A 22,525-nucleotide genomic window follows, 5' to 3' on the forward strand; every position below is an offset into this window, starting at 1 on the left:
CCGGCTGGGTCGAGCATTTGCGGCGCGAGACATCATTCGAGCCTCGTCAGGGCCCGACAACCGTTCCCCGCGCGCGCCCGCCAGAAACGCGGCAGGAGCAGCCACTGCCGATCACCGAAGGATCGATCAACTGGCAGGTCCGCACCTCGGTGGCGCAATAGCCGCCGATCTGACCGTAGACCGGCTCCGCATAGACCGGTTCCGCATAGACCGGAGCGCCGTAGACCGGGCGGCCGTAGTAATAGGGATCGCCATAATAATAGGGCGAGGCCACCGCTGCGCCGATGGCCGTGCCGGCGACGAGACCGGCAGCACCCCAGGCCCAGCGATTGCCTCGCCAGCCGCCATAATAGCCGCGATAGCCCCAGCCGGGCCGGCCCCAGCCACCGTTCCAGGCTCCGCTGCGCCAGCCCGCACCGCGCCAGTATCCGCCACCTCCGCGCCAGGCACTGCCGCCCCAGCCGCCGCCTCCGCGCCAGCCTCCGCCACCATGCCACGCTCCGCCAGGCCCGCGCTGTGCGGAGGCATCGTCTGCGGTTGCGATGATGAGGGGAACGACGGCGGCTGCGAGCAGAAGGACGTGACGCATGGCACACTCCCACAACGAGGCGACCACAGGATAACGCAACGCGCGGCAAGAGTATTGTCTTTTGACATCGGCCGACGCCGCTCCCCTCTTGCGCGGAAGCCGCCGAAACGACGATGGCCGGGGCGAGCCCCGGCCATCGAGATATCCTGCCGCGACGGACCGCGGCCCCAGCGGGGTTCAGCTCAGTCGAGCTGGAACTTCGAATATTCGCGGTGCTCGCCATAGATGCGGCGAACGGTGCCGGTGATCGAGCGGTAAACCAGCGTCTCGGTCTCGATGCAGTCCCTGCCGAACTTGACGCCCGAGAGCAGCCCGCCATCGGTGACGCCCGTGGCGCAGACGATGACGTCGCCCGAGGCCATCTCCGACATGTCGTATTTGTGGTTCGGGTCCTTGACGCCCATCGTCGCGGCGCGTTCGCGCTTCTCCTCGGTGTCGAGGATGAGCCGGCCCTGCATCTGGCCGCCGACGCAACGCAGCGCCGCCGCCGCCAGCACGCCCTCGGGCGCGCCGCCGATGCCGAGATAAAGGTCGATGCCGGTCTTCTCCGGCTGGGTGCAGAAGATCACGCCGGCCACGTCACCATCGGTGATGAGGCGGATCGAGGCGCCGGTCTTGCGGACCTCCTCGATCAGCTTGGCATGGCGCGGACGGTCCATGATCAGCGTCGAGATTTCGCTGGGCTTCACGCCCTTGGCCTTGGCCATCGCGTTAACGTTGTCGGCCGGCGAGGCATCGAGATCGACGACGCCCTTCGCATAGCCGGGGCCGATCGCGATCTTGTCCATGTAGACGTCCGGCGCATAGAGCAGGCTGCCGGCGCCGGCCATCGCCATCACGGCGATCGAGCCCGGCATATCCTTGGCGCAGAGCGTGGTGCCTTCGAGCGGATCGACCGCGATATGGACCTTCGGCCCCTGCTTGTTGCCGACCTTCTCGCCGATGAAGAGCATCGGCGCCTCGTCGCGCTCGCCCTCACCGATGACGATCTCGCCGTCGATCGGCAGGCGATTCAGTTCGCGGCGCATCGCATCGACCGCGGCCTGGTCGGCGGCCTTCTCGTTGCCGTGGCCACGCAGCCGGGCGGCGGCGACGGCGGCCCGCTCGGTGACGCGCACGAGTTCCATCGAGAGATAGCGCTCGATGATCTGGTCGGGGGAGATGCGAAGATCGACGGACATGAAAAAGGTCCCCTTAAAACGGAAATCGGGTGTTCGGCAGGATGTGCCTATTCCCGCTCTATGCGGATGACTTGCGGCGGTTCCGCGACATGGCCGTCGGCCGTGACCTTTTCGAGCGCGGCGCGGATCGCGGACTCGGTCGTCGCGTAGGTGATGAGCACGACCGGCACCGGCGCGCCGGAGCGGCCGCCGGGATCGCGCGTCACAGCCTCTGGCGAGCGGCGCTGCACGATGCTCTCCAGCGAGATGTCGGCTTCGGCCATGCGGGTCGCGATCGCAGCCGCCGCACCGGGACGGTCGGCGACAGCGAGCCGCACGTAATAGCCACCCTCATGGCGCTGCATCGGCGCGCGGCGCGCCTCCTCCAGCCGCGAGACGGGAAGGCCGAAGGGCAGGCCTGCCGTGCCGCGCGCGACATCGGCGATGTCGGCGACGACGGCCGAGGCTGTCGGGTCGCCGCCGGCGCCGGGGCCGACCAGCGTGATCTCGCGCACGGCGTCGGCATCGACCGAGACGGCGTTGAGCACGCCCATCACCTGGGCGATGGCGGAGGATTTCGGCACCATGGTGGGGTGCACGCGCTGCTCGATGCCGGTGCGGGTGCGCTCGGCGACGCCCAGCAGCTTGATGCGATAGCCGAGTTCATCCGCCATCCTGAGATCGAGCGGCGTGATCGAGGAAATGCCTTCGACGTGAATCGCTTCGGCGTCGATCCTCGTGCCGAAGGCGAGGCTCGTGAGGATGGCGAGCTTATGGGCGGTGTCGAAGCCCTCGACATCGAAGGTCGGGTCGGCTTCGGCATAGCCGAGGCGCTGGGCGTCCTTCAGGCAGGCCTCGAAGGTCAGCCCCTCCAGCTCCATCCGCGAGAGGATGTAATTGCAGGTGCCGTTGAGAATGCCAGAGATGCGGCTGACGTCATTGCCGGCCAGCGCCTCGCGCAGCGTCTTCACGATCGGGATTCCGCCGGCCGAGGAGGCCTCGAAGGCGAGCGCCGCCCCCTTTGCTTCGGCCAATTCCGCCAGCGCAACGCCATGGGCGGCGAGAAGCGCCTTGTTGGCCGTGACGACATGCTTGCCGGCAGCCAGCGCCGCCTCCACCGCCGCCTTGGCGGGCCCGTCCGAACCACCGACCAATTCCACGAAGCAGTCGATCTCGGGAGATTGCGCGAGCGCCACCGGATCGTCGAACCAGGCGAGCCCGTCAAGGTCGACGCCGCGATCGCGGTTGCGGTCGCGCGCCGAGACACCGGTGACGCGGATCGCCCGGCCGCAGCGGGCGGCAAGCGCGTTCTCGCGCCGGCGCAGGATCTTGAGGACCGAGGCGCCGACCGTGCCGAGGCCGGCAAGCCCGATGCGCAGGGGCGGATTTCCGGAGAGCGGGACGTGCGTGGTCATGGCGCCGGGGTGGCATGCGGCGAAACCTGAGTCAACGGCGGCCCCGCCGTTTCCGGGCCAGAATGAAGCCTCTCAAGGCACGAAAGTTGCTTTCGCTTCTGCCGAGCTGAATTCGCCGTTTCCTGCCCTCTGGATGGAGACCTGCGATGCCTACACCTGCCAGCCTGCCTACCAGCATGGATACGGCCGCCATCGCCGGGCGCATCGCCGCCGATGGCTATGCGGTCATCGAAGACTACGTCGCACCGGACCAACTCAGACGAGCCCAGGATTTCGTGCGGACGGCCGTCGCGCGCAACGGCGGAAATTATCTGGCGATCAACGGAGCGAAGGGGCTCGAAGGCACGTTCCTGCACGATTGGCCGGACGACACCGCGTTCATCGCCCTTTGTCGCGGCATCTATGAGCGAACCTCAGGAAAATCTGCCCCGCAGACCTCCTTCTATCAGGTTCTGCGTTGCCTTTCCGGCGATCTCGCGGCGCGGCACTCTCTCAAGTTCCACTACGATTCCTACCTTCTGACCGCACTGATCCCGATCATCATTCCCGAACGCGGCAAGACCGGCGATCTGCTGATCATCCCGAACTGGCGCAGGCTGCGTTCCCATTACGCCCTGAACTTCCTGGACAAGATCCTGCTCGACAACCCGCTCTCGCAATGGATGCTGCGAAAGCTCTACGAGCGCGGCTATCGCGGCATCCGGCACCTCAAGCTGAAGCCGGGCAATCTCTACCTGTTCAACGGCTATCGCTCGATCCATACCAACGAAGCCTGCGATCCCGACGCGATCCGCTCGACCGCCCTGCTCCATTACGTCGATCCGCATGAGGGCAGCAGCCTCAAGCGCCTGCTGCGAAAGCACTGAGCCCTCAGCCGGAATGGCAGGCAGGCCACATCGGCGGCTTGGGCGCTATGCGCGCTCGGCCGAGACAACGAAAGCGGCGATGCCCCCTTCGATCGGGCCGGATCCGAACCGTCGTTCCAGAGCCCTCGCCACGGCCTCGGTCACGGCCATGAGGCCCGGCGCACCTCGCGCCTCGATTTCGCCTCGGATCGGCGTGCCCTGGCAGAAGCCCGTCGCGACATCGATCGCGGAATCGGCGCGTGAACGCTTCTCGACACGCTCGACCGTCGGCTTCCTGAAGCCACCGGCCACGAGATCGAGTTCTATCGTCCCGATGTCGTGATAGCCATGCGGCGTGCGCTCGATGAAACGAGGCGGATCGGCCGGGAAGACCTCCGCCAAGGCGTCCAGCAGCACCTGGGTGAAGTCGTTGCTGGCAACGGCATCCCAGACGTTGAAGAGGTAGTGCCCACCCGGTCGAAGAACGCGCCGTACCTCGCGATGGCTCTCCGGCTTGTCGGGAAAGAACATCACCCCGAACTGGCAGGCGGCGGCGTCGAAGCTCTCGTCTGCGAAGGGCAGGTCGATCGCGTTCGCCTGCTGCCAGACGACCCTGCCATTGCCCGAAAGATGCGTGGCGGCAACATCCAGCATGGGCTGGTTGAGATCGGTCGCGACAATGCTCGCCCCGTCGAGGCGCGCCGCCATTGCACGAGTCAGCGCGCCGGTCCCGGCCGCAAGCTCGATGATACGCGAGGGTCGCAAGGCCATGACACGGGCGGCCAGGTCCTCGGCGTAGGGGCTAAAGATCAGAGGGACGAGCAGCCGTTCGTAGATCTCGGGAACGGGCCCGGCGAAAACCTTATCCGTGGCGTCCATGGCAGCACCACTTGCTGCGCCCCGCGCACAGAATAGCTCCACGAAGGACGCGGGGAAACCGCGATGTCACGCCGTCCGCGCTCAGCCGAAGTGACAGACCACTTCAGCCGCAACGCGCTTCACCTTGCCCTCCTCGAAGCCGAGATAGATGCGCAGCAGGTTGCTGCCGAAGGCCGTCGCCTTGATCGTGTGCAGAGCCTCGATCGAGGCCCCCTGGGAAACAGTGCTGTTCTCGACCGCAGGCGTCCAGAACCAGGGCCTCGGCGGGTCGATCGTGACCTCGGTGAGGATGCGCTCCGCTTCGGCGCGGCCTGTCCCGATCGGGATGTAGCGGCTGACGATATCGGTGGCATCGCGGGCGCATTCGCGGCCGCCGCTTACCGCCAGAACATCCGCCACCAGAGCCGAGCGCGTCTCCGGAATGCGGCCCTTCGAATAATCATAAGTCGCGACCAGGCAGACCAGAGCGAAGACGGCGAAAGCGACGCCGAGCAGGCGGCCTTTTCGTGACATGGGATAAGCCTCGGACGCGATGCGGAGCGATCCGTCCGCATCGCATCGGTTCCCATGTTTCGCGTTCCCGGTCCAGAGGGCGGTGGCGTGCCTTGCTCCCGCCCTACCCTGCCTTGGGCATCTGGATGACGTTGTGCAGGGTCTGGTCGGCGCTCTTCAGGAAGCGGCCGATATTGCGGGCGGCCTGCCGGATACGTTGCTCGTTCTCGACGATGGCGATGCGGACATAATCGTCGCCATGCTCGCCGAAGCCGATGCCGGGCGCGACCGCGACCTCGGCCTTCTCGATCAGCAGCTTGGAGAATTCCAGCGAGCCGAGATGGCGGAAGGGCTCGGGAATCGCCACCCAGGCGAACATCGAGGCCTGCGGCGCCGGAAAGTCCCAGCCTGCCTTGCCGAAGCTCTCGACCAGCGCATCGCGACGCTTGCGATAGGTCTCGCGCATTTCGCGGATGCAGTCGTCCGGGCCGTTGAGCGCGGCGGCTGCCGCCACCTGAATGGGTGTGTAGGCGCCGTAGTCGAGATAGGACTTCACCCGCGCCAATGCCGCCAGCAGCCGTTCGTTGCCGACGGCGAAGCCCATGCGCCAGCCCGCCATGGAGAAGGTCTTCGACATCGAGGTGAACTCGACGGCGACGTCGATCGCGCCCGGCACCTGCAGCATGGAGGGCGGCGGGTTGCTGTCGTCGAAATAGACCTCGGCATAGGCGAGATCGGAGAGCAGGATGAGATCGTGCTTCTTCGCGAAGGCGACGAGGTCGCGATAGAAGTCGAGCGAGGCGACGTAAGCCGTCGGATTGGCCGGGTAGCAGGTGACGAGCGCGATCGGCTTCGGCACCGAATGCATCACCGCCCGCTCCAGCGCCGGGAACATCGCCGGCGTCGGCTCGGCCGGGACGGAGCGAATCACGCCGCCCGCCATCAGGAAGCCGAAGGCATGGATCGGGTAGCTCGGATTGGGCACCAGCACGACATCGCCCGGCCCGGTGATGGCCTGCGCCATGTTGGCGAAGCCCTCCTTAGAGCCCAGCGTCGCCACGACCTGCGTGTCCGGGTTCAGCTTCACGCCGAAGCGACGCTCATAGTAGTTCGCCTGGGCGCGGCGCAGGCCGGTGATGCCCTTGGAGGCGGAATAGCGATCGGTGCGCGGCTTGCCGGCCGTCTCGACCAACTTCTCGATGACATGCTTCGGCGCCGGCAAATCGGGATTGCCCATGCCGAGGTCGATGATGTCGACGCCCTTGGCGCGCTCGGCTGCCTTGATCTTGTTGACCTGTTCGAAGACGTAGGGCGGCAGGCGCTTGATACGGTGGAAATCGGTCATTTCGAACAGGTCCTCGGCCGGTCAGCCGGCTGGTGATTTGGCGCGCGGATCACATCCTTTCGCCGAGGCTGCTTAGCATCGCATCTTTCGTCGTGACAGGAAAAAAAACGCAACATTTTGCGATATGCGTCGAATAGGCGAGGCTGGCAGTACCTAGAAAACTGACACACGCAGTCATTCCGGGGCGCCCTGCAGGGGCGAGACCGGAATCCAGAACCGACGCCGCTATTCGAAGAAGCTCTTGGAAACGACGCGCATCATGATGAAGCGCATCTGTTCTGGGTTCCGGGCTCTTCGCTTCGCGAAGCCCCGGAATGACGGTGGCGCCAGTGTTCAGTTCGTCGGAATCTTGGCCGGTTCCGGCGCCGGGGTGGTGCCGAGCTGCCGTGCCGTGTTGCCGGCGGCCTCGTTGGCATTGCGCTTCGCCTCGAGCTGGGTCTCCAGCTTCTTGAAGTCCTCGACAGGCTTGCGTGGTGCATTACGGGTTATCGCCGAGCCGACCGGGATGTATTCGAGCTCGCCGGGCCGCGTCTCCCGAACGAAGGCCTTCGATTCCTGCGGCGTCGTCGCCATGCCGGCGGCTTCGGCGACACCCTTGAAACCCTCGCCCTCCGCGCAGCCCGCCAATGCGAATCCGGACGCGACCAGCATTGCCCACATGCCGAACGGTTTTTTCGCGGGCTTCACGGTCGGCATGAGATCTTCCAGCAGGTTGTCGAATTCGTTTGGTAAAGCACAGTGGCTGCGTCCTTAATAGGACCAAAATGGATGGCCATGCGCTATCCTATAACAAGAGGGGGAAGGAACGACTCATGAGCCGCGACGCCGACGACCGGGCGAAGGGAGCTTCGGGCTCCGCCGAAGCGGCGGCGCCTGATTTCGATCAGTTCGCGCAGAACATGAGTCGGCTGGTCGAGGAATACGGCAAGGTCACCGCCGCCTATCTGAAGCCCATCGAGAAGGGCACCGCCAAGACCGGCCAGGCCGACGAGGCGAGCGACATGGTCAAGACGCTCGGCCGCGTCGCCGAATGCTGGGTCAACGATCCCGCCAAGATCATCGAGGCGCAGGCCTCGCTGGTCGGAGATTTCATGAGCCTGTGGGGCGCCGCGCTGAAGCGCGCCGGCGGCGAGGAGGTCCAGCCCGTCGCCGAGCCCGACAAGCGCGATACCCGCTTCAAGGATCCGGACTGGACCGATCATCCGACCTTCGACTTCATCAAGCAGGCCTATCTGATCGGCTCGCGCTGGGCCGAGACCATGGTCGACAAGGCCGATGAGCTCGACCCGCATACGCGGGAGAAGGCGCGCTTCTACATCAAGCAGATTGCAGGCGCGCTCTCGCCCACCAACTTCCTCGCCACCAATCCCGAACTGCTGCGCGAAACGCTGCGGCAGAACGGAGAGAACCTCGTGCGCGGCATGAAGATGTTCGCCGAGGATGTCGAATCCGGCGGCGGCGAGCTCAAGATCCGCCAATCCGACGCCAGCGCCTTCGAAGTCGGCGTGAACATCGCGACAACGCCGGGCAAGGTCGTCTTCCGCAACGAGATCATGGAGCTGATCCAGTATGCGCCCGCCACGCCGCAGGTACTGAAGCGGCCGCTGCTGATCGTGCCGCCCTGGATCAACAAGTTCTACATCCTCGATCTCAACGCCGAGAAGAGCTTCATCGGCTGGTGCGTGGCGCAGGGGCTCACCGTATTCTGCATCTCCTGGGTGAACCCGGACGCCCGGCACGCCGCCAAGGATTTCGAGAGCTATATGCGCGAGGGCATCTTCGCCGCTCTCGACGCCGTCGAGGAGGCGACCGGCGAAAAGAAGGTCTCAGCCATCGGATACTGCGTCGGCGGCACGCTGCTCGGTGTGACGCTGGCCTATATGGCCGCCGTCGGCGACAAGCGGATCGAGAGCGCGACCTTCTTCACCACCCAGGTCGATTTCTCGCAGGCCGGCGAGCTTTCCGTCTTCGTCGACGAGGAGCAGATCCGCGTGATCGAGGAGCAGATGGCCAAGACCGGCTATCTCGACGGCTCGCGCATGTCGGGTGCCTTCAACATGCTGCGGCCCAACGACCTGATCTGGTCCTATGCGGTAAACAACTACCTGAAGGGAAAGGCCCCGACCCCCTTCGACCTGCTCTACTGGAATTCGGATTCGACGCGGATGCCGGCGGCGAACCACTCCTTCTATCTGCGCAACTGCTACCTCGACAACAAGCTCTCCAAAGGTGAGATGCATATCGGCGGCAAGACGCTGGACCTGAAGGCGGTGAAGATCCCGATCTACAATCTCGCCACGCGCGAGGACCATATCGCCCCTGCCCCCTCCGTCTTCATCGGCTCGCAAAGCTTCGGCGGGCCGGTCGAGCACGTCGTGGCGGGTTCCGGCCACATCGCGGGCGTCGTCAACCCGCCTAGCAAGGTCAAGTACCAGTACTGGACCGGCGGGCCGGCCGAGGGCTCCTGCGACGCCTGGATGGCGAAGGCGGCCGAGCATCCGGGCTCCTGGTGGCCGCACTGGTTTGCATGGCTCGAAGCCCAGGCTCCGAAGACGGTGCCTGCCCGCGAGCCGGGCGGCGGCAAGCTGCCGGCCCTGGCCGATGCACCGGGAACCTATGTGAAGGTGAAGGCTTGAGAAGAGCGAAGCCGCCAACTCGGGGGAACGCTTGATCGATAGCCGGATTTCCCGGCGCGGTGTCCTGATAAGCGGCGCAGCGCTGGTGCTCGATTTTCCGGCGGCGCGTGCGGCCAGCCTTCTGGGAATCCGCAATTTCGACAGCCAGACGCTTCCGAAGTTCCGGGCGGCGCTCGCAGCCACGCGGGCCGGCCAGGCCGATACACGCATTCTCTACGAAGGCGACAGCATCACCCGCGGCGTCGGCACCGTTCAGCAGTGGGGCGGCCAAGCCTATCTGAAGGCCGTGCCGCAACGCGTCGCCGACATCATGGATGGGCCGGAGCTGAGATGGTCGCGGGAAACGATGATGGCGCTCGGCGGTTTGGCCGGCGGCGACGCACGGCTCTCGACTCTTGGGGCGACAGTCGCCGCGAACGCGATCCGCCTCGAACCCGGCAATATGGCCACGCACAGCACTGCCGTTCCCTGCACCGCGTTCGAGGCGCTCTATCATGCTTCCAAGGGCGCCGCGTTCAGCTATTCGGTCGACGGCGGCGCGGAAACGGTCGTGCCCGTCGGCACGACGGGCTTCCACCGGCTGACGCTGCGCGGGCTGACGCCCGCGCTCCACGCATTTCGATTCACGGGGGTCGCCGGCGCTACACGCCTGCTGGCACAACGCGGCCATTCGCCCGAAAGACGCGAGGTAACGGTCTTCAATCACGGCATTGGCGGCGCCACCGCCGCAATGGCTATCGACCGCGGCTCGCCCTACTCGACAGCGAATACGATCGGGCAGATCCGCCCCCATCTTACGGTGATCAATTTCGGCTTGAACGACTGGCAGAAGAACGTCGCGCCGGAACAATTCAAGGCCAACCTTCGCGCCCTGATCGATCTGTGCACGCCGACCGGTGACGTCATCCTCGAGACCTGCAACCCCTCGGGACCGCGCGGCCCCTACGCTTATCCGCTCGGCGCGTACTGGCAGGCGACCCGCGAACTGTCCGACGAAATCGCCTGCCCGCTCATCGACACCGCCGCCATCTGGAGCGACTACCAGACCGTCTTCGCCAGGAAATGGATGGCGGACACACTTCACCCCAATGCCGCAGGCTATGATGACAAAGCCCTGAGGCATGCCGCCCTGTTCCGGCAACTATAGATTGCGCGCTCGATAGAAACATTTTTGAAATGTTGCGCGATAATTGAAATGCCTCGATACTCCGAACTAGCGGGCTGGGTTCGATCGATTTTGAAAGGATCCTATTGTCGTGATCGTATTCGACGACAACGAGGTTCAAGCCATATTTCATCAGGGGACAGAAGATATTCTTCTTGTCACCTTTGGCCCCTTGAACACGCTGGCCGATGGCGCCGATTTCTTTGGCCGCCCTCTCGCAGAGCGATTGGGGCTGAGCACCCTCGGCTTCATGGCCAAGCGCCCGAACTGGTATCCCGAGGCCAATATGCGCGCCGCGCTCACGGCGACCGAGGCGCTTCGCATGCGCTATCTGGAGGTCGTGACCTATGGCGCCTCGATGGGCGGCTATGGCGCGGCAAAATACTCCCGCCGGCTGGGTGCCTCCACCGCTCTGTCGATCTGCCCGCAATGGTCGATCGACCCGGATCAGGCGGCCGGATATGACCAACGATACCAGCAGCACTTCATCGCGGGGCGAACCGGCGGCGCGATCGGGGCGGAAGACGTCTCCGGCAGGATCTACGTCTTCGTCGATCCCTCCTACGCCCCGGATTTCGGGCATGCGACACGCATCCCGACGGCGGAGCTCGTGCCGGTCCACTCCGCCGAGCACCACGTCACCGGAATGCTGGCAGGCACGGCCGCCTTCGGATCCCTGCTCGCGGCGTCCAGACATCGCAACCACGCCGAGCTTCGCAGCGCGGTGGCAAAGCTGCGCCGAGCAAGCCCTCGACGCCTCGTCGAAGTCATCAAAAAGGCGCGCCGCCATCATCCGCAATGGGCGGGCACGCTGACGCGTTCACGGGCAAGCATATTGGCGACCAATCCGAGACTGTTGGCGGAAGTCACGAACTGATCCCGCCACGGTCGCCGGCGTTTCGGAATCGCCTCGGCCCTATCCGATTGACCGATCGCTGAGCACAACAAAAAGCCGGCCCAAGGGCCGGCTTTCTCAATTCCGTCCAGGCGCCGCTCAGTGCTTGCGCACGACGGGCTGGACCGGGAGCGTCTGCTTCGGATCGTCCCAGTTGTAGGTGATGCCGACCGACGCGATGTGGATGTAGGGCTTGGCCTCCGCGGTGTAGAACACCGCGCCCTGCTGCGGATGGGCGCCCGTGTAGTTCACCGACGCCTTCTTCACGTCGATATAGGTGTAGCCGACATCGAGCTTGATCCGGTCGGTGACCTGATAGCTCGCGCCAGCGCTGAGCCACAGACGGTCATTGTCCGAGATGTAGATGGTGCGGTTGCGATCGTTCACCGCGGACATCTCGTAGCCGACACCGGCGCGCAGCGTCAGGTCCTTGCTGTACTTGTACTCGACGCCGCCGCTGAAGAACCAGGCATCGTCATACTGGAAATTCAGGCTGGTCGCCGGAAGTCCGTTGATCTCGTTGACGACCGGGATATTGCGGAAGCGGCTCCAGTTCGTCCACTCGACGCCGAGATGGGCCTGCCACTGCTCGTTGATGACCTGCGAGACGCCGACGACGACCGAGTCGGGCAGGTTCAGATTGGCCTTGACCGGGAAGCGGGCGAGAACGGGCGTCGGCGTGGCCAGCGAGCCCTCGAGCGTCTGGGTGATCGAAGACCGATAGGCCACGCCGATATTGGTGCCCTCGAACGGGGTCAGCGTCGCGCCGAGGCGATAGCCGAAATCGATCGTGTCGCCTTCGAGAATGACGGGGAAGGCCGAGGGAGCGAGGCCGCCGGCCTGCTTCAGCTTGGCGCTCAGATACTGCACCTGCAGCGCGGCGCCGACCGAGAGCCAGTCATTGACCTTGTAGCCGATGGTCGGCGAGACGTTGATGGTCACGACCTTGGCCGAACGCCCGTAGATCTGAGCGGCATGAGCCTGATTATCGGGCTTCGAGCGCAGACCGTAGGGCGCGCCCGTTGTCATACCCACCCAGAGCCGGTCGGTAAGCTGCCAGGCGCTGGCCGAAGCCGGGATGAAGGCGCCGTCACCGCCGATGTTGCCGGTGCCGAGCTGGATCGGGTTCAGCGGTCCGGCCGGCGAGCCGACACGCGAAGGCGCCGTCGGCTGATAGTCGCCGTTGGCATTGAGATAGGTGAAGTTCCAGTTGCTGTGCCGACCGGGGAACATCGTGATCGTGGCCGGGTTCCAGGCCATCGCACCCATGCCTATGCCGCCGGACGCAGCGCCGGCATAGGCCATGCCCAGGCCCTCGGCTCCCTGGCCGCTTCGGATCGCGAACGAGCTCGCCGATGCAGCCCCGGCAGCCAGCAAGGCGGCGAGGGAAACAGAGGCGGCAGCAAGAAGGCCCTTCATCGAATCCATCCCATTCTTCACGTTCTTCGAGGCTGTAGCACCCCGCTTGATTCCAACCATGACAGAGCCGCTTGCCGCCGCAAGCCCGCCCCAGATGCCTCCAAACGGCCATCCGAGCGCCGCATCCGGCACCGCACCATGCCGAAATCGATCGAAAACGCTCGATTTCCGACAATGTCGCGAGAGGGCTCGGGGAAAAGATATAGTTTATATGCGAACTATCGCGGGTTTCGTGATTTTCGAGGTTGCGGAACCAGCCCTCGCCTTACCGTTGCGGCACCGTCGCTTTGAGCCAAGCCGTTGCATTCCGGCAACAAATTCGGCCACCCCATCCTGCTGCGGATACGCCATGCGCAAGGACGGGCTTGCGTTTCCGGCCGGCATCCGCTCAGAGTCACCGCCCATTTAGATCGTTTGAAACGGGGGAAACACCTTGAAACTGCTCCGCTACGGCGCAGCCGGCCAAGAGAAGCCGGCTCTCCTCGATGCCCAGGGCGGGTTGCGCGACCTGTCCGGCATCATTCCCGATCTCGCCGGCAAGGCACTCGGCTCGGCTTCCATCGCCAAGCTCAAGGCGCTCGATCCGGCATCGCTGCCGCTCGTTTCGGGCTCGCCGCGGATCGGCGCCTGCGTCGGCGACGTGCGCAACTTCATCGCCGTCGGCCTCAACTTCGCCGACCACGCGGCCGAGACCGGCGCGGCGATCCCGAAGGAGCCGATCCTCTTCAACAAGGCGCCGAACTGCATCGTCGGCCCCAATGACGACGTCCAGATCCCCAAGGGTTCGGTGAAGACCGACTGGGAGGTCGAGCTCGCGATCGTCATCGGTGACGGCGGCTCCTATATTGAAGAGAAGAACGCCATGGCCGCGATCGCCGGCTTCTGCGTCTGCAACGATGTCTCCGAGCGCGAATTCCAGCAGGAGCGCGGCGGTCAGTGGGCCAAGGGCAAGGGCTGCCCGACCTTCGGCCCGCTCGGCCCCTGGCTCGTGACGCCCGACGAGATCAAGGACGTGCAGAACCTCGGCATGTGGCTCGATGTCGACGGCGAGCGCGTGCAGAACGGCTCCAGCAAGACAATGATCTTCGGCGTCACCTATCTCGTCCACTACATCAGCCAGTTCATGCGGCTCGATGCGGGCGACGTCATCACCACCGGCACGCCTCCGGGCGTCGGCCTCGGCTTCAAGCCGCCGCGCTTCCTCAAGGGCGGCGAGGTCGTGACTCTCGGCATCGAGGGCCTCGGCGAGCAGAAGCAGAACTTCCTGCCCTGGAAGGGCTGAAATCCTCCCTCGCAGTGACGACAGAACGCCGGCGAAAGCCGGCGTTTTTCGTTGAGCCGGCCGTTTCTCACCAAAGCCACCCCGTCATTCCGGAGCGTCGCGACAGCGGAGAGCTTGAAATCCAGAAGCGATGACGCTTTTCCCGTAGGCGATCGCTATCGCGCCTTTCCAGAACCCGCATCGGTTCTGGGTTCCGGGCTCAGGCCTGCGGCCTGCCCCGGAACGACGGGGTTGTTCCGCGATGAGCGGCGGGGGACAGCTGCCTCAGCCCGGCAGGGCGGCGCTCTTGAGCAAGCCGACGAGGTCTGCCTGCCGCCTCGTACCGGTCTTGGCCAGGATGCGCTTCAGCGTCGTGCGCGCCGTGGCCTCGGTGACACCGAGCCGCGCCGCCGCCTCGCGGGGCGCATGACCGGCGGCGATGGCCGCAGCGAGACGCGCCTCGGCCGGCGTCAGGTCGAAGAGGCCGGCGATCAGCCCCGCCTCGGGACCACCTCCGGCCATCACGGGCGTGGCAACCACGATCGCACTGGCGAAGGAGAAGACATCGCGCGCCCTGCCCCGCACCGGCGAGACATGCAGCACCATCGGCACGCCGCCGCGCCGCGCCGGGATCGGCAGCGAGCGCACCGGCTGCAGCAGGTCTGGCCGGGCCATCGCAGCCAGCGCCGCCCCTAGCATCTCGTCGGCCGGGCCGTGGGTGGCTGTGAGCCGCGCCGCACGATCCTGGAATGTACCGGGCATCAGGTCCTGGAACAGGGCGTTGGCCTCGATCACGTTGCCGCGCAGACCCAGCACCGCCGCCGGCAAACCCATCAGCTCGAGCGCCTGGGACGCTGCCCGCGCCTTCTCCATCGCGAGCCGGCGGCCGAGCAGGCCGGCGCGGGCGAAATGCGAGCGCAGCCGGTCGAGCGCGGCGACGGCGGCTGCATCGACATAGCCTTCCGCGAAGGAGCGCTCGCAATGCACGATGGTGATGTCGCCGGAGGGCGCCGGGATCACGGTGGCGACACCGCAGCCATGGCCTGCGGGGATCAGGATGTCACGATAGATCGGCTCGCGTGCGATCTCTTCGGCAGTGAACACGTCTTCGTCGGTGATGAAGCCATAGCGGCCATGGGCCAGCAGGCGCTGCGCCCGTTCGTTGACCGCGAACGGAATGCGCCGGAGGATACTCTCGTATTCCTCGCCGAACGACGCGGAAGAGGCGACGAGGCGTATGTCCTCGTCGAGCACAGTGCCGAGCAGCGCCTCGCGGGAAGAAGCCAAGCGGGCCGTGTCCCGCAAAACGCGGGACCAACCTTCGGGAACGATCGCGGCCTCATAGATGCCGTCGATCAAAGCGCTTTCGAATTCGCTACCGGACAACGGACGCCCCTCCGCAGGCCATTCTGGCCCGCAGCCGACGCAATATTGCCCACGCCGAGCGTGAGACGCAATACGACGCTCAGCTCAGGGTCGTAAATTTCCGGCCACTCAACCTTCGGGAAGGCCCAGCATCAGGCGGATATTCTGCACCGCCGCGCCGGAAGCGCCCTTGCCGAGATTGTCGAGCTGGGCGACGAGCACCGCCTGGCCGAGATCGTCCTGCCCGAAGACCCGCAGTTCGAGCTTATTGGTGTCGTTCAGCGCCTCGGGCTCGATCTTGCCGGCCATGCCGTCCTGCGACAGCACGCTGACATAGGTCGAGCCGGCGTAGCGCTCGACCAAAGCGTGGTGGAGATCCGCGACATTCGGCCGGCCGGGCAGCGTGTCGAGATGCAGCGGGATCGAGACCAGCATGCCCTGCCGGAAATTGCCGACGGAGGGCACGAAGATCGGCCGCCGCGTCAGCCTGGCATAGGCTTGCAGCTCCGGCAGGTGCTTGTGGCGCAGGCCGAGGCCGTAAAGTTCGAAGGCAGGCGCGACGCCCGTCTCATAGTCCTCGATCATCGACTTGCCGCCGCCGGAATAGCCGGAGACGGCGTTGACGGTGACGGGATGGTCCTGCGCCATCAGCCCGGCATCGACAAGTGGGCGCAGCAGCGCAATGGCACCGGTGGGATAGCAGCCCGGATTGGCGACGCGGTCGGCCTTGGCGATCTTCTCGGCGTGGCCGGGGGCAAGCTCCGCGAAGCCATAGACCCAGCCCGGCGCGATGCGGTGGGCCGTCGCGGCATCGACGATCTTGGGTGCGTTCGAGCCGAGCTCGTCGGCGAGCGCGACCGACTCCTTGGCTGCATCGTCCGGCAGGCACAGAACGACGAGATCGACGCCCGCCATCATGTCCTTCCGGGCGGCAGGGTCCTTGCGCCTGTCGGGGTCGATGCTCTTCACCGCCACTTCCGGCACGGCGGCGAGGCGCTCGCGGATGCCGAGCCCGGTTGTACCGGCTTCGCCGTCGATGAAGATGGATTTCAGGTTCTGGCTCATCAGGACCCCCGGAGGCTGGGCAAACAAGTGATCAGTGCAGATTTCAGGCACAAAAAAACCGCGCTTCTCGGCGCGGTCGCGGGCGTTCGGTCAATAGCCGAGCGTCATCGCGGGCGCGCCGGGGCGGCCTGATACGGGCGACGTCGGATCGAACGAATGATCATGCTGCGTATATGTTCGCGTCGCGCGCAACTGTCAATCGCCCGCAGGCGCCCCGCCCGCGCCGAGCCTTCCCGCCGGCTCGTAGCGGCCTTCCAGCCGGTTGGCGTGCCTGTGCAGCAGGCGCCAGCGGCCATCCTCGAAGCGAAAGACATGGGTGACGCGATTGGTCCAGCGCGAAGGCTCGGCGCCGGGCGCCATCGCCACCTCGAAGGTCTCGATGTCCGTGACAAGGGCGACCGGGTCCCCGAGCACGGTCGTGACGTTTTCGTGCGAAACGGTGCCGCCCTTGAATTGCTCGCCGGCCCAGTCCCAGCGTCGGGAGACCGCCTCCCACCCTTTCTCGTAGCCGCCCCAGCCGTAGAAGCTCGTGGCCTCGTCGCTATGCGAATAGAGCGCCTTGATCGCCCGCACATCGCCATTGGCGACATCGGCGAGAGCATTGCGCAGGGCGGAGAGCGCGGCCGGAAAGCTCGCGGCAGAGGTGGCGGCAGTCCCAGTCATCGCATCTCCTTTCCGGCCAAGGCCCCAAGCGGCAAAAACAGAATCCCAGAAGAGGCTTGAAGCGGGATCTTCGCAAGTCGATTCCGCTACCGCGCTGGACGTTTCAGTCGCTCTTCCTGAGCGCCAACGCCTGTATATGATGCTGGACAATGGTCGAGGCGGCGATAGCCGTGATGTCGGCATGGTCGTAGGGCGGCGAAACCTCGACGACGTCCATGCCACGGATATCGAGATCGCGCAGCGCCCACAGGATGCGCAGGGCCTGCTCCGCGCTGAAGCCACCAGAGACGGGCGTGCCGGTGCCGGGCGCGGCAGCCGGATCGAGCGCGTCGATATCGAAGGTAAGATAGGCCGGCCCCTGCCCCACCCGCTCGCGGATGCGCTGCGCTACACCTGCGACGCCGATCTCGTGGGCCTCATAGCCATTGAGGATGGCGATACCGCAATCGCGCGGGGCGACGGTGCGGATGCCGATCTGGATCGAGCGCTCGATGTCGATCAGTCCCTGCCGAACCGCTTCGAACACGAAGCTGCCATGTCCGATGCCGCCGGGGCCGTCATCCCAGGTGTCCTGATGAGCATCGAACTGAATCAGCGCCAGCCGGCCGTGGCGGGCGACATGGGCGCGCAGCAGCGGCAGGGTGATGAAGTGGTCGCCCCCGAGCGTAACCAGATGGGCGCCGGTTGCGAGGATTCCTGCCGCTTCCGCTTCGATCGCCCTTGCGCAGCCTTGCAGGTCGCCGCGCGGGAGGGCGCAGTCGCCGTAATCGATGGCGCTCAGGCGCACGAAGGGATCGAGACCGGAGGGGTATTGCGGATCGCCATCGAAGATCGCGCTGGCGCGGCGGATCGCCTGCGGGCCGAAGCGCGCGCCCGGCCGGTTGGTCACGGCGAGATCGAAGGGCACGCCCCAGATCACGAGATCGGCGCCGTGGACCACCTTGGAATAGGGACGGCGCATGAAGGAAAGTGCGCCTGCATAGGTCGGATCGGCAGCGCCGCCACGGCTGTCGCCGGCGAAGGCGTGGTCGATCGGCGGCTTGTCGGGGGCTTCGGTCATGGCTGTCTCAAGAGGTCAGCGTCGCGCGGTGAACCAGACATAGAGGCACCAGGGCAGGATCAGCGCGAGCCCGGTCAGGACGAGCCGCAGCAGCGTCCAGGCGTTGGGATGGTCGAGCGCACGCCCGTCGAGCTCCGGCACGCCATGGATGAGGCCGAGCGCCACGGCGGGCGCGAGGAAGACGACGAGCGCTCGGGCGATGCGCCGCCCGCGGGGCAAATCCTCGCGGGCCAACATCAGGAGGGCCGGCACGGCGATCATGCCGAAAGCGATCAGGACGAGAAGGATACGCATGCGCTCTTGCTACATCAGAGGCGACAGCCATGCGAGACGCCTCATCGTCCCAAGATGCTCGGGTCAAGCCCGAGCATGACGCCCTGCGGGCAGCCCAAACGAAAAGGGCGGCTCCTGCGAGCCGCCCTTTCCATACCGGACGAGCCGGAAACGATCAGCGCTTCGAGAACTGGAAGCTGCGGCGGGCCTTGGCCTTGCCGAACTTCTTACGCTCGACGACACGCGAGTCGCGGGTCAGGAAGCCTTCCTTCTTGAGCGGGCCGCGAAGCTCCGGCTCGTAGAAGGTCAGCGCCTTGGAGATGCCGTGGCGCACCGCGCCGGCCTGGCCGGAGAGACCGCCGCCCTTGACCGAGACGATGACGTCATACTGCGTCATGCGGTCGACGAGCTGGAGCGGCTGCGCCAGAACGAGACGGAGCACCGGGCGAGCGAAGTAGATCTCCTGGTCGCGGCCATTGACCGTGACCTTGCCGGAGCCGGGCTTGATCCAGACGCGGGCAATGGCGTTCTTGCGCTTGCCGGTGGCATAGGCGCGGCCCTGGGCGTCGACCTTCTTGACGTGGACCGGGGCGGCCGGCTGCTCGGACTTGGCGACTTCGCCAAGCTGGGAGAGGGACTGAAGAACCTCGGCCATGGTCAGACCCTCTTGTTCTTGCTGTTGAGCGCGGCGACGTCGAGCGCCTCCGGCGACTGGGCGGCGTGCGGATGCTCGGCGCCCTTGTAAACGCGCAGGTTGCCGAGGATCTGGCGGAAGAGCGGGCCACGCGGCAGCATGCGCTCGACGGCCTTCTCGACGATGCGCTCGGGGAAGCGGCCATCCAGAATGAACTTGGCGGAACGCTCCTTGATGCCGCCGGCGTAGCCAGTGTGGTGGTAATACACCTTCTGGTCGCGCTTCCGGCCGGTCAGGGAGACCTTCTCGGCGTTGATGATGATGACGTTATCGCCGCAGTCGACATGGGGGGTGTAGGCGGCCTTGTGCTTGCCGCGCAGGCGCATCGCCACCACGGAGGCGAGACGGCCGACGACGAGCCCGGAGGCGTCGATCACAACCCACTTCTTTTCGACATCGGCGGGCTTGAGCGAGACGGTGGTCTTCATCGCGGCACCCCTTCGGTTGCGTAAGAAAAGGACAAGCCGCCGGGGAGCCGGCGGCGGTGTGGCGTGGGAATAGGAGGAGCGGAGCCGGCTGTCAAGCGCTTCGTGGAGCGCAGGAATGCGGAAAACGATGATTTTTCAATAGCGTGAGAAAAATGGTATCAGGATACCGCAATCTCCATTTGCCGTCGTGATTGGCTTGACCCGAGCATCTCGCGATGAGCGGGCGCCTGATCCTGCATGAGATTCTCGGGTCAAGCCCGAGAATGACACCAAGCCACCCGCCATTACCGCTCCGCGGGGATCGAATAGGTTCCGGTCGCGTGGCAGACCAGCTCCGTTTCGCCCTGCGAGTAGAGGCTGACCTCGCCGACCGCGAGCCGCTTGCCGAGCTTGAGCAGCTTGGCCTCGGCGATCAGCGCCGCCTGCCCCGGCTTGCGCAGGAAGTTGAAGTTCAGGCTCGTGGTCACGGCCAGCGCGACCGGCCCGATCTGTGCGAGGATCGCGGCATAGAGCGCGAGATCGGCCAGCGCCATCATCGTCGGACCCGAGATCGTGCCGCCGGGACGCAGATGCTTCTCGTGATAGTCGCAGCGCATGCGGGCCGTCAGCGGCCCGACCTCCTCGATGAAATAGGTACGCCCGCCATGGTGAAGCTGCGGGAAGACCTCGTCGAGATAGGCCTCGACCTCGGAGGCGGTCATGCGGATCGTCATGCGGAAAGCCGGAGGCTGAGGTGGGGGTTATCCCCTTGCAGCATGGCGGGCCGGCCCCGACAATAGGCGGAAATGCCAAAGGCGAGGCGCATAATTCGCCGCGCGCATCAGTGCAGCGCAGCAGGAGGAAGCGCGATGAACGTCCACCAGCCCGAGACGGCGCCTGTCCTGCTGCGGCAGGATGCGGACGGCATCGCGACACTGACGCTGAACCGCCCGCAGGCTCGCAATCCGCTCAGCGAGGCGATGCTGGCTGCGCTGGCCGAGGGCTTCACCGCCATCGCCGCCGACCGCTCGGTCAAGGCCGTGATCCTCGCCGCGGCAGGGCCGGTCTTCAGCGCCGGGCACGATCTCAAGGAGATGACGGCGCACAGGGCCGACCCTGACCGTGGCCGCGCCTATTTCGCCGAGATCCTCGGGCGCTGCTCGGCCGTGATGCAGCAGATCACCGCCCTGCCCCAACCGGTCATCGCCGCAGTGGAAGGCACGGCGACGGCCGCCGGCTGCCAGCTCGTCGCGACCTGCGATCTCGCCGTGGCGGGGGCGGACGCCCGCTTCTGCACGCCCGGCGTCCATATCGGACTGTTCTGCTCGACGCCGATGGTGGCGCTCTCGCGCAACCTCTCGGCCAAGCATGCCCTGGAGATGCTGCTGCTCGGCGAGATGGTGCCGGCGGCGGAAGCGGCCCGGATGGGCCTCGTCAATCGCGTCGTACCGGCCGGCACCGCGCTCGCCGAGGCTGGAAGGCTCGCCGCCGTCATCGCCTCCAAATCACGGGCGACGATCAAGATCGGCAAGCGCGCCTTCTACGAGCAGCGCGAGATGGGGTTGAAGGCGGCCTATGACCACGCCTCGGCGGTGATGGTCGAGAACATGCTCGCGCGCGACGCGGAGGAAGGCATCGGCGCCTTCGTGGCAAAGCGCCCACCCGTCTGGGAGGCATAAAAAAGGCGCCGCGCCGATCCACGATCGGCCACGACGCCAGGATCACAACCAAGGCTAGACCGTCTCGGACCGCCGCACAGCCGGCACCGGCTCTTCATGCGGATGGGTATGGCCGTGCCCCTCGCCTTCCGCATGGGGCTCGGCGGGAAGCTGCAGCACCGTCACGCGCTGCCCGGGCACCAGGCTCGTGACCATCACCACCCTGCCGTCAGGAAGTTCGAGGGCGTCGTGATGGACGTAGGGCTTGTCGAGATCGACCTGGCGGAAGCGGGCGACACGCGCCGCGATCTTGCGGCTGGGCAGCAGCCCCATGCCGCGATCGCATTCGATGTCGGCATGGAACGCGAGCTCCGTGCCGGGCATCACGCAGACGGCGACGTCGGCATTGCCCGCGGCGCAGAAGCCGCGCGTGCTGGCATTGGGAAAGCTGGTCGAAACCAGCTCGTCGCCGACCTTGGCAGGAGTGGACATTACATGATGCAGGCTGTAGTCGCACATGGCAGGCACTCCTTTCATCGCAGGAGGCATCTCGGGATGATTCCCGAGGTATCCAGCAGAGCACGAAAGCATGGCGAGGCTGTGATGAGGCCGCTTTTGTCCGCAGCGCGAGTGCCTTGATTTCCCGATGCTTTCTCCGGATTCTCAGAATTGAGCCACGATTCCTACGATGACGCGCTGATCCGCCGCATCCTGCGCGAGACGAAGCGCATCGCGCTGGTCGGCGCCTCCGCCAACGAGGCGCGGCCGAGCTGGATCGTCACCAAGTATCTGCTCGACCGCGACTACGACGTGATCCCGGTCAATCCGGGCCTCGCCAGCCAGACGCTGCTGGGCAAGACGGTCTACGGCTCGCTGAAGGAGATTCCCGGCCCGATCGACATGGTCGAGATCTTCCGCAACTCGGAAGCGGCTGGCCCGATCACCGACGAGGCGCTGACGCTCGATCCGCTGCCGAAAGTGATCTGGATGCAGCTTTCCGTGCGCAACGACGAGGCGGCGGCCCGGGCGGAGGCGAAAGGCCTCACCGTCATCATGAACCGCTGCCCCAAGATCGAGTATGGAAGGCTCTCGGGCGAGATCGGCTGGCAGGGCATCAATTCGCGCATTCTCTCGGCCAAGAAGCCGGCGCTGTCGGGCAAGGGCTTCCAGAAGCTGACGATCAACCGGCCAGGGACGTAGATTCGCGTCACGGCCGGGCTTGGCCCCGGCCATCTCGGA

General features: G+C 65.8%; 24 protein-coding genes. 7 read left to right on the forward strand and 17 right to left on the reverse strand.

What is annotated here, in order from left to right; genetic code table 11:
* Positions 1 to 46: 46 nt before the first annotated feature.
* From BoBH3_RS19955 to BoBH3_RS19965, 3 genes are all read right to left on the reverse strand, one after another.
* Positions 47 to 589 (reverse strand): hypothetical protein, encoded by a 543-nt coding sequence (locus BoBH3_RS19955; protein ID WP_262332609.1) that lies wholly within the window; start codon positions 587 to 589, stop codon positions 47 to 49.
* 182 nt (positions 590 to 771) lie between these two features.
* Positions 772 to 1,770: a class II fructose-bisphosphatase gene (gene glpX, locus BoBH3_RS19960; RefSeq protein ID WP_262332610.1), complete on the reverse strand. Its 999-nt coding sequence runs from the start codon at positions 1,768 to 1,770 to the stop codon at positions 772 to 774.
* Between the two features lie 47 nt (positions 1,771 to 1,817).
* The gene (locus BoBH3_RS19965) at positions 1,818 to 3,164 is read right to left on the reverse strand and encodes a homoserine dehydrogenase (RefSeq protein WP_262332611.1); all 1,347 of its coding nucleotides are present in this window, start codon (positions 3,162 to 3,164) and stop codon (positions 1,818 to 1,820) included.
* Positions 3,165 to 3,310: 146 nt separating this feature from the next.
* Between BoBH3_RS19965 and BoBH3_RS19970 the strand changes: the two genes are divergently transcribed.
* A complete protein-coding gene (locus BoBH3_RS19970) occupies positions 3,311 to 4,030 on the forward strand; it encodes a hypothetical protein (protein WP_262332612.1) in 720 nt (239 codons plus the stop codon).
* A gap of 45 nt (positions 4,031 to 4,075) precedes the next feature.
* On the opposite strand, the gene BoBH3_RS19975 is transcribed toward BoBH3_RS19970, so the two are convergent.
* The 4 genes from BoBH3_RS19975 to BoBH3_RS19990 all read right to left on the reverse strand — a co-directional run bounded on the left by BoBH3_RS19975 (position 4,076) and on the right by BoBH3_RS19990 (position 7,421).
* Positions 4,076 to 4,888: a class I SAM-dependent methyltransferase gene (locus tag BoBH3_RS19975; RefSeq protein WP_262332613.1), complete on the reverse strand. Its 813-nt coding sequence runs from the start codon at positions 4,886 to 4,888 to the stop codon at positions 4,076 to 4,078.
* A gap of 81 nt (positions 4,889 to 4,969) precedes the next feature.
* A complete protein-coding gene (locus BoBH3_RS19980) occupies positions 4,970 to 5,401 on the reverse strand; it encodes a hypothetical protein (protein ID WP_262332614.1) in 432 nt (143 codons plus the stop codon).
* Between the two features lie 103 nt (positions 5,402 to 5,504).
* On the reverse strand, positions 5,505 to 6,725 hold the full coding sequence (locus BoBH3_RS19985) for an LL-diaminopimelate aminotransferase (protein WP_262332615.1): 1,221 nt from the start codon (positions 6,723 to 6,725) through the stop codon (positions 5,505 to 5,507).
* Between the two features lie 333 nt (positions 6,726 to 7,058).
* The gene (locus tag BoBH3_RS19990; RefSeq protein ID WP_262332616.1) at positions 7,059 to 7,421 is read right to left on the reverse strand and encodes a hypothetical protein; all 363 of its coding nucleotides are present in this window, start codon (positions 7,419 to 7,421) and stop codon (positions 7,059 to 7,061) included.
* A 116-nt stretch (positions 7,422 to 7,537) separates the two neighbouring features.
* On the opposite strand from BoBH3_RS19990, the gene phaC reads away from it, so the two are divergent.
* The 3 genes from phaC (at position 7,538) to BoBH3_RS20005 (ending at position 11,403) form a co-directional block, all read left to right on the forward strand.
* Positions 7,538 to 9,361, forward strand: a complete 1,824-nt coding sequence (gene phaC, locus BoBH3_RS19995; protein WP_262332617.1) for a class I poly(R)-hydroxyalkanoic acid synthase — start codon at positions 7,538 to 7,540, stop codon at positions 9,359 to 9,361.
* A gap of 31 nt (positions 9,362 to 9,392) precedes the next feature.
* Positions 9,393 to 10,508 (forward strand): SGNH/GDSL hydrolase family protein, encoded by a 1,116-nt coding sequence (locus BoBH3_RS20000; protein WP_262332618.1) that lies wholly within the window; start codon positions 9,393 to 9,395, stop codon positions 10,506 to 10,508.
* Positions 10,509 to 10,617: 109 nt separating this feature from the next.
* Positions 10,618 to 11,403 carry a hypothetical protein gene (locus tag BoBH3_RS20005; RefSeq protein WP_262332619.1) on the forward strand — a complete coding sequence of 262 codons (786 nt, stop codon included), beginning with the start codon at positions 10,618 to 10,620 and terminating at the stop codon, positions 11,401 to 11,403.
* A gap of 117 nt (positions 11,404 to 11,520) precedes the next feature.
* On the opposite strand, the gene BoBH3_RS20010 is transcribed toward BoBH3_RS20005, so the two are convergent.
* Positions 11,521 to 12,840, reverse strand: a complete 1,320-nt coding sequence (locus BoBH3_RS20010) for an OmpP1/FadL family transporter (protein ID WP_262332620.1) — start codon at positions 12,838 to 12,840, stop codon at positions 11,521 to 11,523.
* A gap of 433 nt (positions 12,841 to 13,273) precedes the next feature.
* Here BoBH3_RS20010 and BoBH3_RS20015 point away from each other — a divergent pair, with 433 nt between their 5' ends.
* A complete protein-coding gene (locus BoBH3_RS20015; protein WP_262332621.1) occupies positions 13,274 to 14,122 on the forward strand; it encodes a fumarylacetoacetate hydrolase family protein in 849 nt (282 codons plus the stop codon).
* Positions 14,123 to 14,386: 264 nt separating this feature from the next.
* On the opposite strand, the gene BoBH3_RS20020 is transcribed toward BoBH3_RS20015, so the two are convergent.
* The 8 genes from BoBH3_RS20020 to BoBH3_RS20055 all read right to left on the reverse strand — a co-directional run bounded on the left by BoBH3_RS20020 (position 14,387) and on the right by BoBH3_RS20055 (position 20,362).
* Positions 14,387 to 15,487 (reverse strand): helix-turn-helix transcriptional regulator, encoded by a 1,101-nt coding sequence (locus BoBH3_RS20020; protein WP_262332622.1) that lies wholly within the window; start codon positions 15,485 to 15,487, stop codon positions 14,387 to 14,389.
* Positions 15,488 to 15,595: 108 nt separating this feature from the next.
* The gene (gene argC, locus BoBH3_RS20025; RefSeq protein WP_262332623.1) at positions 15,596 to 16,531 is read right to left on the reverse strand and encodes an N-acetyl-gamma-glutamyl-phosphate reductase; all 936 of its coding nucleotides are present in this window, start codon (positions 16,529 to 16,531) and stop codon (positions 15,596 to 15,598) included.
* A 195-nt stretch (positions 16,532 to 16,726) separates the two neighbouring features.
* Entirely contained in the window at positions 16,727 to 17,194 is a 468-nt protein-coding gene (locus BoBH3_RS20030; RefSeq protein ID WP_262332624.1) for a YybH family protein, read from the reverse strand.
* Positions 17,195 to 17,297: 103 nt separating this feature from the next.
* Positions 17,298 to 18,254 (reverse strand): agmatinase, encoded by a 957-nt coding sequence (gene speB, locus BoBH3_RS20035; RefSeq protein WP_262332625.1) that lies wholly within the window; start codon positions 18,252 to 18,254, stop codon positions 17,298 to 17,300.
* A 15-nt stretch (positions 18,255 to 18,269) separates the two neighbouring features.
* Positions 18,270 to 18,548: a hypothetical protein gene (locus tag BoBH3_RS20040; RefSeq protein ID WP_262332626.1), complete on the reverse strand. Its 279-nt coding sequence runs from the start codon at positions 18,546 to 18,548 to the stop codon at positions 18,270 to 18,272.
* A gap of 154 nt (positions 18,549 to 18,702) precedes the next feature.
* The gene (gene rpsI / locus BoBH3_RS20045; RefSeq protein ID WP_262332627.1) at positions 18,703 to 19,182 is read right to left on the reverse strand and encodes a 30S ribosomal protein S9; all 480 of its coding nucleotides are present in this window, start codon (positions 19,180 to 19,182) and stop codon (positions 18,703 to 18,705) included.
* Between the two features lie 2 nt (positions 19,183 to 19,184).
* Positions 19,185 to 19,649 carry a 50S ribosomal protein L13 gene (rplM, locus tag BoBH3_RS20050; RefSeq protein ID WP_262332628.1) on the reverse strand — a complete coding sequence of 155 codons (465 nt, stop codon included), beginning with the start codon at positions 19,647 to 19,649 and terminating at the stop codon, positions 19,185 to 19,187.
* A gap of 284 nt (positions 19,650 to 19,933) precedes the next feature.
* Positions 19,934 to 20,362 (reverse strand): PaaI family thioesterase, encoded by a 429-nt coding sequence (locus BoBH3_RS20055; protein WP_262332629.1) that lies wholly within the window; start codon positions 20,360 to 20,362, stop codon positions 19,934 to 19,936.
* Positions 20,363 to 20,497: 135 nt separating this feature from the next.
* On the opposite strand from BoBH3_RS20055, the gene BoBH3_RS20060 reads away from it, so the two are divergent.
* Positions 20,498 to 21,307: an enoyl-CoA hydratase gene (locus BoBH3_RS20060; protein WP_262332630.1), complete on the forward strand. Its 810-nt coding sequence runs from the start codon at positions 20,498 to 20,500 to the stop codon at positions 21,305 to 21,307.
* A 54-nt stretch (positions 21,308 to 21,361) separates the two neighbouring features.
* Here BoBH3_RS20060 and BoBH3_RS20065 read toward each other — a convergent pair whose 3' ends face one another.
* Positions 21,362 to 21,805 (reverse strand): hypothetical protein, encoded by a 444-nt coding sequence (locus tag BoBH3_RS20065; protein WP_262332631.1) that lies wholly within the window; start codon positions 21,803 to 21,805, stop codon positions 21,362 to 21,364.
* 150 nt (positions 21,806 to 21,955) lie between these two features.
* Here BoBH3_RS20065 and BoBH3_RS20070 point away from each other — a divergent pair, with 150 nt between their 5' ends.
* A complete protein-coding gene (locus BoBH3_RS20070; protein ID WP_262332632.1) occupies positions 21,956 to 22,486 on the forward strand; it encodes a CoA-binding protein in 531 nt (176 codons plus the stop codon).
* Positions 22,487 to 22,525: the final 39 nt, after the last annotated feature.

This window comes from Allobosea sp. BH3, assembly GCF_025499465.1.
Classification (GTDB): Bacteria; Pseudomonadota; Alphaproteobacteria; order Rhizobiales; family Beijerinckiaceae; genus Allobosea.